Genomic DNA, 12,777 nt, shown 5'->3' on the forward strand with positions numbered 1-12,777 from the left:
GCCGTTCATGTCGATATATTCAACCGCACGGACGTCATATTCGTAAGATGTGCAACATCCGCTAAATATGGTTCTGGCGGGGCCGTTGTCCTTATGCAGGCTTGCTGCACCTTTGGGACGACGCGCATGACACAGTTTCTGAAAGACATCACCATCCGCCGCATGATCCTGGGCACCTTGCTCGTGATCAGCCTCTTCATCGCCGGCTTGTCGGCCATCAGCGTCCATGGGCTGCGCAGCGCCGGCGAAGCGCTCGCAGCCAGCAACGAACTCCTGCACGAGGTGTCCGCGCTTTCCCGCGTCAACGACCAGATCATGCGCGCCCGGCTGCGGCTGTCGCGCCAGCTGGAATATGTGGCCGAGGGCCAGAAGGATCAGGCCGCGGCAGAAGGGCGCAGCATCGACACGGCGCTGGCCGAAGCCAGAAAGCAGCAGGCGCAGTTCATCGAGCTGGCCCGCCGCGACGCGCCGGCGGCGCTGCTGGACGCCATGCGTTCCGGCTTTGATGCGCTGGCGGAGGGCATTACCGTGCAGCGCCAGCATCTGGAAGCGGGAGCGGTGGACAAGGCCCGCGCCCAGGCGGCCGGGCCGGTCGTCACAGCCAGCCGCAGTTTCGGCAAAAGCATGGAGGAATACGAGGCGTACGCCAAGGCACGCGAAATCCAGCTCTGGGCCGACGCCGACGCGAACCGCAGCCAGGCCTACGTCGGCATGGGCGTGGTGCTGGGCATCTGCCTGCTGCTGCTGATCCTTGGCGACCGCTACGTCGTGTATTTCGTCAAACGTCCGCTGGATTCGATCAAGGGCCATTTCCAGCGCATCTCGGGCGGCGACCTGACCACGCCGATTCCGTCGTTCGGCAAGAACTGCGTGGGCCAGATAATCCCCTTCCTTCAGGAAATGCAGGCCAGCCTGGTGCGCACCGTGCATGCCGTGCGCGACGGCGTGGTCGAAATCAACACGGGCTCCAGCGAGATCGCGGCGGGCAACCAGGACCTGTCCAGCCGTACCGAACAACAGGCGGCGTCGCTGGAGGAAACCGCGGCCAGCATGGAGCAACTGCTGTCCACCGTGACCAGCAATGCCGAAAACGCCCGGCTGGCCAACGAAATGGCCAGCACCGCGTCCGAGGTGGTGCAGCGCGGCGGCGACGCCGTGCAGGCTGCGGTCAGCACGATGCGCGAGATCGCGCAGGATTCCAGCCGCATCGAGGACATCGTTGGCGTGATCGACGGGATTGCGTTCCAGACCAACATCCTGGCCCTGAACGCGGCGGTGGAAGCGGCCCGCGCGGGCGAGGAAGGCAAGGGCTTTGCCGTGGTGGCCGCCGAGGTCCGGTCGCTGGCCCAGCGCAGCGCCAGCGCCGCCAAGGAGATCAAGCAATTGCTCGATGCCTCCGGCGCCACGGTGCAGGCCGGCTCGGCGCAGGTCGAAGCCGCGGGCCTGACGATGACCGAAATCCTGGAGACCATCGAACGGCTGACGATGCTGGTGAACGACATCGCCACCGCGTCCAACGAGCAGGTGACCGGCATCGACCAGGTCAATACCGCCGTCACGCAGATGGACCAGGTGACGCAGCAGAACGCGGCGCTGGTCGAGGAAGCGGCGGCGGCCGCGTCGTCGCTGGAAACGCAGGCCCAGCGGCTGCAGTCGGCGGTCAGCGCATTCCGACTGCCGGCGCAGGGACAAGGCGCCGCGCAGCAGGCGGTGCCCGCCTACGGCCAGCCGGCGCTGTTGCCGGCCTGATGGCGGCATGCCCGGGCGCGGGCGCTGTTCCTGGCGCCGGTCCCGGGACTATTCCTTCACGTAGCAGGGATACAGCGCCTGCTGCGCCCGCGACCGGGCGGGGTCCACGTCGAACGCCACGATGGACTCCGTATCGGTGCTTTGCGCCAGCGGCTCGCCCCCCGGCTGGAACGCAAACGCCACGCCGCCGAACACCTGTCCCTCGGGCGTGCGCCCGGCACGGTTCGAGCTGACCACATAGCAGCCGGACACCAGCGCGGCCATGGCGCCGGCGGTCAGCCAACGGCCGCGCGACGCGCCGCTGGCGCGCGGCACGACGATCAGCTCGGCCCCATCGCGGCCATAGCGGCGCGCGCGTTCGTTGAACATCAGCTCGGTGCACAACAGCACGCCGACGCGAATGCCGCCCACGTCGGCGACCTCGAACCCGTCCCGCGCACTGTGAAACCAGGCCGCCTCGAAAAAGCCCGGTTCCTGCGGAAAATACTGTTTGTGATGCAGCGCCGCATAGCGCCCGTCCTGCAACGCGAAGGCTTCATTGGCAAGCCGCTCGCCGGCGAACACAGGGCGTGAAGACACGATGGCAGGCACGTTCAGCGCCGCCAACGCGGCAAGACCCGCCTCGTGGATGCGCACCGACTCGGCGGCCAGCGCGGCGTCATAGGACGGCGACGCCGCCAGCCAGGGGCCGAACGGCATCTCGTTGGTGACCAGCAGGTCAGGCGCCAATTCGTCGATGCGACCGGCGATGCCTTCCCAGTTCGCGCCTTCCGGCATCAGCCCCGCCGGGCCTTCCATCATGCAGATCCGCATGCACACCCCTTTTTCGAAGCGCCGTTGATGCGCTGTTGTCTTGGCTTTGGTGGCGCTGACGCGTTGTTTACAGCCGCGCGGCGCGCATCAGACCGCGCGCGGCGACAGTTCAATGACACACGCGTCGATGCCGTGTTCCGCGCTAAGACGATACTGGCCAAGCCCGTCCCGCCCTTCGGCGTGCAGACAATCGTAGCGCGAGGCCAGCCGATGCTGCGCGCCGTCCAGCTCAACCGTCAGACCGTCACCGGCATTGAACACCAGCACGCTCGACGCGCTGCTGTGAAACACCCAGGACTGCGCGCCGCGCACCCATTGCAGGCGGGCGTGCCACCGGCCGGGCGCGTAGATCAGATTGAAGTCGCGGATCGGGCCGTCGAGCAGACGGCACGCCACCTGCGCGTCGCCGGAAAACGCATACGCCGTGCGCGGCGCCAGCGGCGGCTGGCGCTGCCCGTCCACCGTCAGTTCGATGCCGTGGCCTTCCAGCACGGTGATGATGCGCTGGTAGCCGCCAAAGGCAGAAAAGCCGCCATCTTGCGCCACATCGGCCAGCGAAAGACGCCAGCCGAACGACGCCGTATTGCCGCCGGGGTTGCAGGCAACTTCCTGGGTCGTGCCCCCGCCATTGCGCCACGGCATGCGGGGATAGTCCGCGGCCCGGTACAGCCGCACGTCGGAGGGGGTCATGGTCACGGATGCGTCCTTTAGGATCGGGCGGAAGACAGGCGAAATTATAGGTGCCCTGGACGCGCCGCCCCGGAATCCGTATACTCCCCCCCTGTATCGAATCGGAGCCTGCCGTGCCGCACTCCCCAGAAGAAAAGAAACGCGTTGTCACCCGCTTGCGCCGCATTCAAGGGCAGGCGTTAGCATTGGAACGCGCGGTGAACGAAGGCACGGAATGCGGCGCGCTGCTGCAGCAGCTCGCGGCGCTGCGCGGCGCCACGAACGGCCTGATGGCCGAAGTGCTGGAGAGTCATCTGCGGGAAACGTTCCTGCAGTCTGCTCAGAAAAGTCCGCCGGACCCCAGGCCCGAGACCGAATCGCAGATCGATGACCTCATGCGCATCGTCCGTTCCTATCTGAAATAAACCCATCTACGTGGAGCATCGCTATGAAATCACGCGCAGCAGTCGCATTCGGCCCCGGCAAGCCCCTGGAAATCGTTGAAATCGACGTCGCGCCCCCGCAGCGCGGCGAAGTGCTGGTGCAGATCACGCACACGGGCGTCTGCCACACGGACGCCTTCACGCTGAGCGGCGACGATCCCGAAGGCCTGTTCCCCGCCGTACTGGGTCACGAAGGCGCGGGCGTGGTGGTGGAAGTGGGCGAAGGCGTGACCTCGCTGAAACCCGGCGATCACGTCATTCCGCTCTACACGGCCGAATGCCGCGAGTGCAAGTTCTGCCTGTCGGGCAAGACCAACCTGTGCCAGAAAGTGCGCGCCACGCAGGGCAAGGGCGTCATGCCGGACGGCACGTCGCGCTTCAGCTACGAAGGCAAGCCGCTGTATCACTACATGGGCTGCTCGACGTTCAGCGAGTACACCGTGGTCAACGAAATCTCGCTGGCCAAGATCAACCCGGCGGCCCCGCATGAAAAGGTCTGCCTGCTGGGTTGCGGCGTGACGACCGGCATCGGCGCGGTGCACAACACTGCCAAGGTCAAGGAAGGCGACACCGTCGCGGTGTTCGGGCTGGGCGGCATCGGCCTGGCGGTCATCCAGGGCGCGGTGCAAGCCAAGGCCGGCCGCATCATCGCCGTCGACACCAACCCGAACAAGTTCGTGCTGGCCAGCGCCATGGGCGCGACCGACTGCATCAATCCCAAGGACTACGACAAGCCCATCCAGGAAGTCATCGTCGAACTGACCGACGGCGGCGTGGACTTCTCGTTCGAATGCATCGGCAACGTGCACGTGATGCGCGCCGCGCTGGAATGCTGCCACAAGGGTTGGGGCGAGAGCATCATCATCGGCGTGGCCGGCGCCGGTCAGGAAATCAGCACGCGTCCGTTCCAGCTGGTGACGGGCCGCGTGTGGCGCGGTTCAGCGTTCGGCGGCGTCAAGGGCCGCACGCAGCTGCCGGGCATGGTCGAAGACGCGATGAGCGGCAAGATCGATCTGGACCCCTTCGTCACCCACACGCTGCCGCTGGACCGTATCAACGAAGCCTTCGATCTGATGCATGAAGGTAAGTCGATCCGGACGGTGATCCACTACTGACGTAGGCGTTCTCGCGGTAGACGCGTTCGGTATTGCCGACGAAGGTCGCCAGCGAAAACTCCTTGAGCGCCGTGCTGCGCGCATCCACGCCCATGGCGTGCAGCACGCCGCGGTTTGCCAGAATTTCCGACAGCGTCCGGGCCACCGATTCTGGGGACCCGGGCGGCACGATCCAGCCATTGCGGCCTTCGGTGACGTTTTCCGTCAGACCGCCCACGCTCGTCACGATGACCGGCTTGCCCGCGGCCATCATCTCGCGGCACGCGAACGAAATCGTCTCCAGCCGCGACGACAGCACAAACCCCACATCCAGCGCCGCCAGCACCGGCTCGACGTTGTCGAGCATGCCGGTGAAGACCACCTGATCCTGCATGCCCAATCCGGCAACCTGGTTGAGCATGTCGTCGCCCGGCATCGCGCCCGCGATCAGGATGGCGACCTGCTCGCGCTGCCCGGCGGGCAGCAGGGACACGGCCGCCACCATGTCGATCCAGCTCTTGTAGTCCGCCGTGCCGGCATTGCTGCCGATCACCAGCCGGTCGCGCAGCGCGGGCGGCAGAAAGCGCGTGCGCGCGTTGACGGTTTCCGTGCGGCAGGCCGGACGGTACTTCTGGGTGTCCACGCCGTTGTGCACCACGCGCAGATCTTCGTTGCGGAACACCGATTGCCGCATGCGCCGGAACGTGTGGCTGCACACGCAGATGACACGGTTGGTGCCCCACTTGGCCCGCACGCGCACGCCCAGGCTGTTGGCGTCGCGGTCGTTGTGCTGCGTGTACACGATGAACGGGCGCTTACGTCCCATGCCCATGGTGGCCAGCATGCACAGCCGGTGATCCGCGGAACCGTTGACGTGGATGACGTCGAACTGTTCCTGGCGCACCAGGTGGCGCAGGCGGCGCAGCGCGGCAAGCTGTTCGAACAGGCTGCCCTTGAATTCGAGGTCAACGGTGCGCAGGCCGGGCAGGGCCTCGGCTTCGGCCAGCAGCCGACTCTTGCGCGGCGCGCCGACCATGACCTGCGATTTCTGGCACAGGATACGCGCCAGCGACATCACGTACGTCGTGTGGCCGCCGCCATCGCCCTGGTGGAAATTGGTATAGAGGATCTTCATGATTCGGGTCTCGTCGGCGGTTGCAGGGAGGGAGCTTCAAGCAAACAACTCCAATGCCGTTTTTCAAATACGTCGTCGCCCAGCCGGCTCAGCAGCGACAGGTTGTAGACCTGGACGCCCCGCGCCCGCAGCAGCTTGCCGGCCTGCCGGAACGCGGGTTCGATGTGTCCCGCAAACTGGCGGTCCAGCGCGGTAGGCAACTGCGCGCCGGCGCTTTCATAAAAACGCGGGCCCGCGGTGGCCGTCAGATCCAGGCCATGCAGGTAGACCGTCTTTGCGCCCAGCCACGCCAGCAGCTGCAAAGCCGTGTAAGCCACCGTCCCGCCGCCAAACAGGCCGCGGGCGGCATTCAGACTGAAGCCGTGGGCGTGCATCGGATGATGCGCATCGAACAGCACCAGTTCCTCGTCAGCGCGCAGTTGCGACTCAAGCGCCTGCGGTTGCGCGCGCGGCCGCTGCGCGCGCTGGTGCACTTCCTCGAACAGTGCGATGCGGCAGCGCACCGCCCGGTCGTCGAACAGCAGCGCAATCCAGCGGTACACCTCGGGCGTCACAAACAGGATCAGATCCTGCGCCAGCACCTCGGCCACCAGGTCGCGGCGCTTCTTCACAAACCCCGCGTCGAGCATGGCGTAGTAATCAAACCGCAGCGCCGGATGACGGGCGCGCAGGGCAATCGAGCCATTTACGCCCATCACTGAGCGCATCCGGCATTGGGTGTAATCAATCTGCGCGACGGAGGGGCCGCTGAGGATCAGGTGCGCATCGCCGCCGATGCCTCGCGGTAATTCATCCAGCGGGAGGGTCGCCGGACCCCGCACGCCATGCACATCGCAACCGGTCAGCCGCTCCGGGCCGTCGCGGCGCACGGTCACGAAGGGCCAAAGCGTTTCGTTGTGACGGTCCGCCCTGGACCGCGTGTAGCGATACAAGTAGCGCAGCCCTTTGGTCACGGGGCGCGAGCGCAGCAAGCGGGGGACGAGCGCAAGACGGTGCATGATGGTTGCGCGAGTACCGCGGCGTAGCCTTACAACAGCCTGATTCTACGCAGCGCCCTCTGGGAAAACGCGAGGGGATTATGTGAGATGTAACCCTTTGAAGTTTCAGTCAATCTGCCCCCAAATTTGCGCGCGGCAGCGTCCGCTACGGCCCCTTCTTTCACGCGGCGGAAAAAAGGCGATTCCCCCGCGAGCATGCCGATGCGGCACGTCGGCCGGCCTCGTGCCGATGGCGTCCCCCGAACGTACGACCCGTTGGCCGCCGATTACGTTTTGCGCCAAAGAAGTCGTCGTCTGATATCGTTCCGGCATCCTTCCCCGCTTTCCAAGTCCCCTCAATGAGCGCCATCCGCCCCGACCACCCCGACCTGCAGGACGCCATCGCGGATGCCATCAGCACCGCCACGCGGGGCGCCGGCCGCGTCAACATCCTGGTCGCCGGCAAGACAGGCGTCGGCAAGAGCACGCTGCTCAACGCCGTGTTCCGCGGCGATCTGGCCCGCACGGGCGCGGGCAAGCCCGTCACCCAGACCACCCAGGAATTCACCCGGCCCGGCCATCCGCTCACGATCATCGACACGCGCGGCCTGGAAGTCGGCGACTACGAGCAATCGCGCGCGCAGCTTGCCGAACTGATCCAGGAACGCTCGGCGTCGGACGATCAGGACCGGCACCTGCACGTGGCGTGGCTGTGCATTCAGGACAGCAGCCATCGTGTCGAAGACGCGGAAATCGAACTGTGCGACATGCTGGACAAGGCCGGCATCCCGGTCGTCGCGGTGCTGACCAAGGCGCGCAAGAACAGTCCTTTCGTCGAAGACGCGCGCAAGCTGTTGCCGCGCGCCAGGCAGGTCGTGGCGGTGCGCGCGCTGCCCGAATGGATCGAGGAGCTGGACGCCGAATTGCCGCCCATGGGGCTGGACCGCCTGATCGAGGTGACAGCCGAACACGTGCCCGAGGCGCAGCAACGCGCCTACGCCAACGCGCTGTCCACCCGCAACAAGAAAGCCCTGGAAGTAAAAAAAAAGCGGGCTGAGATCGAGGTGAACGTGGCCGCCGGTCTGGCCGCCTCGGCCGCCGCCGCGCCCATTCCATTCTCCGACGCCTTTGCGCTGGTGCCGATCCAGGTCGGCATGATCGCCAAGATCGGCATCACCTTCGGCATGGAACTGAACACCACCGCGATCACCACGCTGGTGACGTCCACGCTGGGCGCGTCGGCCGCCACGCTCATCGGCCGCTCGGTCGTCTCGGGCATGCTCAAGTTCATTCCGGGCGCCGGTAGCGCCGTCGGCGGCACCATCGCCGCGACCACCGCTGGCGCCATCACCAAGCTGCTGGGCAATGCCTACATCGCGGTGCTGCACGACTTCTGCCTGAAGAATCCGGGCAAGGACATCGACGTCCCGATGATCGCGCAGGCATTGAAGCAACGCGTCAAATTTTGATCGCGGGCCGATGCAATTAATTGAGTTTGTGCGACACGATTCGATAGATTGGTCTTTTTCGTGACAGTAAGGTAAATATTGCCGGCTTCACGACGTAAATCCGTATAACCCCTAGTTCTTCAGGGCACATCCGCGCAGGCGCGTTGTCCCAACGCGGCCGGAGCGCGAGCCCGCCGCCTCCAATGATCCTCGCCAATTCCGACGTCATGTACCGCCACCTGGTGCAAGGCGTCGTCGACTACGCCATCTACATGCTCAACCCGGATGGCATCGTCGCCAACTGGAACGCCGGCGCGCAGCGCGCCAAGGGCTACACCGCTGCCGAAATCGTCGGCCGGCACTTTTCCTGCTTCTACACCGAGGAAGACCAGGCGCGCGACGTGCCCCAGCGCGGCCTGGCCACCGCGCGCGAAACCGGCAAGTTCGAAGCCGAAGGCTGGCGTGTGCGCAAGGACGGCTCGCTGTTCTGGGCGCACGTCGTCATCGACGCCATCCACGACGACTCGGGCGCGCTGATCGGCTTTGCCAAGGTCACGCGCGACAACACCGAACGCCGCGAACGCGAGCAGCAATTGTTGAGGGCCAAACAATTGGCCGACCACTACAACAGCGAGCTCACGTCCATGTCGTCCTTCCTGCAGGCGGTGGTGTCGCACATTCCGTCCTGCGTGCTGGTGCTGGATGCCGTGTCGCGCAAGTTCCTGCTGGCCAACCGGCAGGCCGAGGAAACCTTTGGCGGCAAGCCAGGCGGCCTGGAGGGCAAGACCGCGAAGGATTGCCTGCCCGACCTGGTGTGCGCGTTCTTCGACCGCCTGACCAACGACGCGCTGCGCTCGGACGGCGCCATGCGCGAAGAGGAAGAGGAACTGGCCACCGCGCGCGGCCCGCGCACGCTGCACACCAAGACGCTGGCGTTTCACAGCAACGACCCGCGCTCGCGCTACGTGCTGCTGATCGCGGACGACGTCACGGACGAGAATGCCGCCCACGCACAGGTGCGCTACATGGCGCACCACGACACGCTGACGGGCATGCCCAATCGCCGCCTGTTCCGCGACCGGCTGCTGAGCGCGCTGGGCGCAAGCCGGGACCGCTCGACCGCGGTGCTGTGCCTGGACGTGGACAACTTCAAGTGCGTGAACGACACGCTGGGCCATCAGTCCGGCGACGAACTGCTGCGCCTCCTGGCCAAGCGGCTGCCCAAGCACCTGCGCGAACAGGACACGCTGGCGCGGCTGGGCGGCGACGAATTCGCTATCGTGCTGCCCAACATCGCCGAACAGGACGACGTGCGCAAGCTGGCCGAGCGCCTCATCGAAGCGGTGCGCCAACCCTTCGAGATCGCGGGGCACACCGTGCCCGTCAGCGTGAGCATCGGCATCGCCATATCGGAATCGCAGTCGCTATCGGCCGACCACCTGCTGCGCTACGCCGACATGGCGCTGTACGAAGCCAAGCGCAACGGCCGCAATTGCCTCGCGTTCTTCGAGCCGGAAATGGAAGCCGCCGCGCTGCGGCGCCACGAGGTCGAGATGGATCTGCGCCAGGCGATCATCTCGCATCAGCTGCAGCTCTATTACCAACCCATCATGGACGTGAGCCATGTGCGCATCGTGGGCCGCGAGGCGCTGATGCGCTGGCAGCACCCGAAGAAGGGGCTCATCATGCCGCAGGACTTCATTCCCATCGCGGAAGAAACCGGCCTGATCCACGAACTGGGCGCCTTCACGCTGCACGAGGCCTGCGTCGAAGCCATGCGCTGGAACGACCATGAAACCGTGGCGGTCAACCTGTCGGCCAGCCAGTTCACCAACGGCGCGCTGGTGTCGCTGGTGGAGTCCGCGCTGGCCAAGTCCGGCCTGCCCGCGAGCCGTCTGGAACTGGAGATCACCGAATCGGTGCTGCTCGCCAATTCCTCCGGCAACCTGGCGACGCTGCACCGCCTGAAGGAACTGGGCGTCAAGGTGGCGCTGGACGATTTCGGGACCGGTTACTCGTCGCTCGGCTACCTGCGTACCTTCGAGTTCGACAAGATCAAGATCGACAAGTCGTTCACGCAAGACGTCGAATCCAGCCGCGAGGCGCTGGCCATCATCCGCGCCATCAACGGCATCGGCCGCAGCCTGGACATCCCCACGACGGCCGAAGGTGTGGAAACACCGGCGCAATTGGAACGCCTGACGGCGGAGGGCTGCTCGCACTTTCAGGGGTATCTGCTGGGCCGTCCGGTGTCGCACGACGACGCCGCCGCCGATACCGCGCCGGCATAGGCCGCATCCGGCGCAACCCCGCGAAATAAGGCGTCTGCGGCGCGCGCCGCAGACCTATACTTTCAGAACACCGGCCGCGATGCGACGCGCCATCGCGCCGGTGTGTTGCGCCTGGCGCGCCGGCTGTTCAAGCACGCAATGCCTTTGCAGGCATGCGCGGGGAGAGCCCCATGACACGCAAGTACATCGATTGCCGCGAGTATCCGAGCGAGATGAACTGCTCGGTGGCCTTGTCCGCGGACTCGGACGAGGAACTGCTCGAAGCCGCGGTGCAGCACGCCACCGCGGTGCACAAGCACGCTGACTCGCCCGAACTGCGCTCGCAGCTCAAGTCCCTGTTCCACAACGGCACGCCGCCCGCCGAAGCGCCCAGCCGAGGCTGACGGCATCGCCTGCGGGCGCGCCAGGCCGGGCAAATTCTGTCCGGTCCGCCGCGCCCGTCTTTCCCTCGCATTGCCATGCGTCACGGTTTGCTGAATAATTGCGACTAATTCCTATTCGCAAGCTTTCCGACCTACCGTGCCGCCCCCTTCGCCCTCAGACAGCCTGGGCACGCTCTACGTCGCGCACCACTCCTGGCTGCAGGACTGGCTGCGCCGGCGCCTGGGCAACGCCTGGGAAGCCGCCGACCTCGCCCAGGAAGCGTTCCTGCGGCTGCTGGTCAAACCCCGCGCATTCACGGATGCCGGCCACGCCCGCGCCTACCTGCGCGGCATGGCCAGCAACATGTGCGCGGACCTCTGGCGCCGCCGCGAGGTCGAGCAGGCATGGCTGGAAACGCTGGCGCAGCGTCCCGAGGCCTACGCGGCTTCGGCGGAAGACCAACTCATCGTGCTGCAGGCGCTGCAGGAAATCGACGCCATGCTGCGCGCGCTGCCCGAACGCGCCGCGCGCGCCTTCGTGCTGGCCGTCGGCTGCGAGATGACGCACCGCGAGGTTGCCGCGGAAATGGGCGTGTCCGAACGCATGGTGCGCAAGTACGTGGCGCAGGCCACGCTGCACTGCATGCTGCACGAGGCCCGCAATTCCGCGCCGGCCCAGGCCCAAACCCAGACCCCGACCCCAACCCAGACCGGCAGCGCGCCATGAGCATGGCGGACGCTTCCCTGCAGGACGCGCTGCCCCCGCACGCGGCGATGGAGCAGGCCGCGCAATGGTTCGCGCTGCTGTCCTCCGGCGTCGCGACGCCCGCCGACCAGGCGTCGTGGCGCGGCTGGCTGGAAGGACACCAGGACCACCGCCGCGCCTGGAGCTACGTCGAAAGCGTCAGCCGGCGCTTTGCCCCGATGCAGGACCAGCCCGATCCCCGCACCGCCGCCGCGGTCTTGCAGCGCGCTCGCACGCTGCACCGGCCGCGGCGGCGCGCGCTGGCGCTGCTGGCCGGCGTGGGCGTGCTGGGCCTGGCCGCATGGCGCGTGCCGGCCGTGCGCGGCACGGCGCTGGCGATGACGGCCGACTATCGCAGTCCCACGGGCGCGACGCGGCAGGTGCGTCTGGCCGACGGCACGCAGGTCTGGCTGAACTCGGCCAGCGCGCTGGATGTGGACTACCGGGCGGGCGTGCGGCAACTGACGCTGGTGGCCGGCGAAATCCTCGTCGATACCGCCAAGGATGACCGCCCGCTGGTGGTCGACACCCCGCAGGGCCGCCTGCGGGCGCTGGGCACGCGCTTCACCGTGCGCCAGGAGGCGGACGCGACGCTGCTGGCGGTCTACCAGGGCGCCGTGGAGATTCGCCTCGGGTCCGGAGAGGCCCTGCAAGTGGTGGACGCCGGCCGGCAACTGCGCTTCACGCACGACCGCATCGGCAGCGCCGCGCCCGCCGACCCCGCGCGCGAGGCCTGGACGCGCGGCATCCTGCTGGCGCGCGACATTCCCCTGGCCGAGGTGATCCGCGAACTGGACCGCCATCGCCGCGGCCATCTGAGCCTGGATCCCGCCGTGGCGGACCTGCGCGTATATGGCGGCTTTCCGCTGCACGATACCGACCAGACGCTGGCGCTGCTGGCCGACGTCCTGCCGATCCGGATCCGCCATCCATTGCCGTGGTGGACCAGCATCGACGCCCGGCCCTGAACTTTCTTCACTGCGCAGTTCCGCTTTTTTCCGACCTATCCGACTTACAGGGAAAGGAAGCGTGTTTCGCTGCCCCTGCCTGC

Annotated in this window: 12 protein-coding genes; 8 read left to right on the forward strand and 4 right to left on the reverse strand. The window is 66.6% G+C overall.

What is annotated here, in order from left to right; all coding sequences use genetic code 11:
* Positions 1 to 126: 126 nt before the first annotated feature.
* On the forward strand, positions 127 to 1,749 hold the full coding sequence (locus AC6LJW_RS16610; RefSeq protein ID WP_056565192.1) for a methyl-accepting chemotaxis protein: 1,623 nt from the start codon (positions 127 to 129) through the stop codon (positions 1,747 to 1,749).
* A 48-nt stretch (positions 1,750 to 1,797) separates the two neighbouring features.
* Here AC6LJW_RS16610 and AC6LJW_RS16615 read toward each other — a convergent pair whose 3' ends face one another.
* Together AC6LJW_RS16615 and AC6LJW_RS16620 are read right to left on the reverse strand one after the other, a co-directional pair.
* Complete coding sequence (locus AC6LJW_RS16615; RefSeq protein WP_498087785.1) at positions 1,798 to 2,562, reverse strand: carbon-nitrogen hydrolase family protein; 765 nt, start codon at positions 2,560 to 2,562, stop codon at positions 1,798 to 1,800.
* A gap of 87 nt (positions 2,563 to 2,649) precedes the next feature.
* On the reverse strand, positions 2,650 to 3,252 hold the full coding sequence (locus AC6LJW_RS16620) for a HutD/Ves family protein (RefSeq protein WP_498087812.1): 603 nt from the start codon (positions 3,250 to 3,252) through the stop codon (positions 2,650 to 2,652).
* A 113-nt stretch (positions 3,253 to 3,365) separates the two neighbouring features.
* Here AC6LJW_RS16620 and AC6LJW_RS16625 point away from each other — a divergent pair, with 113 nt between their 5' ends.
* Positions 3,366 to 3,656, forward strand: coding sequence for a metal-sensing transcriptional repressor (locus tag AC6LJW_RS16625; RefSeq protein ID WP_400522529.1), 291 nt, complete (start codon positions 3,366 to 3,368; stop codon positions 3,654 to 3,656).
* A 23-nt stretch (positions 3,657 to 3,679) separates the two neighbouring features.
* The gene (locus AC6LJW_RS16630; protein WP_056319378.1) at positions 3,680 to 4,789 is read left to right on the forward strand and encodes an S-(hydroxymethyl)glutathione dehydrogenase/class III alcohol dehydrogenase; all 1,110 of its coding nucleotides are present in this window, start codon (positions 3,680 to 3,682) and stop codon (positions 4,787 to 4,789) included.
* Here the strand turns inward: AC6LJW_RS16630 and AC6LJW_RS16635 are convergent.
* Positions 4,728 to 5,903, reverse strand: coding sequence for a glycosyltransferase family 4 protein (locus tag AC6LJW_RS16635; protein ID WP_082578897.1), 1,176 nt, complete (start codon positions 5,901 to 5,903; stop codon positions 4,728 to 4,730). The genes AC6LJW_RS16630 and AC6LJW_RS16635 overlap by 62 nt on opposite strands.
* On the reverse strand, positions 5,900 to 6,901 hold the full coding sequence (locus AC6LJW_RS16640; RefSeq protein WP_498087786.1) for a WaaZ-like lipopolysaccharide core biosynthesis protein: 1,002 nt from the start codon (positions 6,899 to 6,901) through the stop codon (positions 5,900 to 5,902). Before AC6LJW_RS16640 ends, AC6LJW_RS16635 begins: the two co-directional genes overlap by 4 nt.
* Positions 6,902 to 7,239: 338 nt before the next feature.
* On the opposite strand from AC6LJW_RS16640, the gene AC6LJW_RS16645 reads away from it, so the two are divergent.
* From AC6LJW_RS16645 to AC6LJW_RS16665, 5 genes are all read left to right on the forward strand, one after another.
* Positions 7,240 to 8,349: a YcjF family protein gene (locus AC6LJW_RS16645; RefSeq protein WP_056565208.1), complete on the forward strand. Its 1,110-nt coding sequence runs from the start codon at positions 7,240 to 7,242 to the stop codon at positions 8,347 to 8,349.
* Positions 8,350 to 8,531: 182 nt separating this feature from the next.
* Positions 8,532 to 10,619: a putative bifunctional diguanylate cyclase/phosphodiesterase gene (locus AC6LJW_RS16650; protein WP_498087787.1), complete on the forward strand. Its 2,088-nt coding sequence runs from the start codon at positions 8,532 to 8,534 to the stop codon at positions 10,617 to 10,619.
* A 170-nt stretch (positions 10,620 to 10,789) separates the two neighbouring features.
* Positions 10,790 to 11,002: a DUF1059 domain-containing protein gene (locus tag AC6LJW_RS16655; protein WP_400522535.1), complete on the forward strand. Its 213-nt coding sequence runs from the start codon at positions 10,790 to 10,792 to the stop codon at positions 11,000 to 11,002.
* Between the two features lie 136 nt (positions 11,003 to 11,138).
* Positions 11,139 to 11,708, forward strand: a complete 570-nt coding sequence (locus AC6LJW_RS16660; protein ID WP_427986681.1) for a sigma-70 family RNA polymerase sigma factor — start codon at positions 11,139 to 11,141, stop codon at positions 11,706 to 11,708.
* The gene (locus AC6LJW_RS16665; RefSeq protein WP_498087788.1) at positions 11,705 to 12,694 is read left to right on the forward strand and encodes a FecR domain-containing protein; all 990 of its coding nucleotides are present in this window, start codon (positions 11,705 to 11,707) and stop codon (positions 12,692 to 12,694) included. The genes AC6LJW_RS16660 and AC6LJW_RS16665 overlap by 4 nt, the downstream gene beginning before the upstream one ends.
* The last annotated feature ends 83 nt before the right edge of the window (positions 12,695 to 12,777 follow it).

The sequence above is a fragment of the Achromobacter sp. 1012554356 genome, from assembly GCF_059760815.1.

Bases quoted from the DNA above. Each gene is read 5' to 3' on its own strand.
- AC6LJW_RS16610 (WP_056565192.1), top strand. From the start codon at position 127: ATGACACAGTTTCTGAAAGACATCACCATCCGCCGCATGATCCTGGGC.
- AC6LJW_RS16615 (WP_498087785.1), bottom strand. From the start codon at position 2,562: ATGCGGATCTGCATGATGGAAGGCCCGGCGGGGCTGATGCCGGAAGGC.
- AC6LJW_RS16620 (WP_498087812.1), bottom strand. From the start codon at position 3,252: ATGACCCCCTCCGACGTGCGGCTGTACCGGGCCGCGGACTATCCCCGC.
- AC6LJW_RS16630 (WP_056319378.1), top strand. From the start codon at position 3,680: ATGAAATCACGCGCAGCAGTCGCATTCGGCCCCGGCAAGCCCCTGGAA.
- AC6LJW_RS16635 (WP_082578897.1), bottom strand. From the start codon at position 5,903: ATGAAGATCCTCTATACCAATTTCCACCAGGGCGATGGCGGCGGCCAC.
- AC6LJW_RS16640 (WP_498087786.1), bottom strand. From the start codon at position 6,901: ATGCACCGTCTTGCGCTCGTCCCCCGCTTGCTGCGCTCGCGCCCCGTG.
- AC6LJW_RS16645 (WP_056565208.1), top strand. From the start codon at position 7,240: ATGAGCGCCATCCGCCCCGACCACCCCGACCTGCAGGACGCCATCGCG.
- AC6LJW_RS16650 (WP_498087787.1), top strand. From the start codon at position 8,532: ATGATCCTCGCCAATTCCGACGTCATGTACCGCCACCTGGTGCAAGGC.
- AC6LJW_RS16655 (WP_400522535.1), top strand. From the start codon at position 10,790: ATGACACGCAAGTACATCGATTGCCGCGAGTATCCGAGCGAGATGAAC.
- AC6LJW_RS16665 (WP_498087788.1), top strand. From the start codon at position 11,705: ATGAGCATGGCGGACGCTTCCCTGCAGGACGCGCTGCCCCCGCACGCG.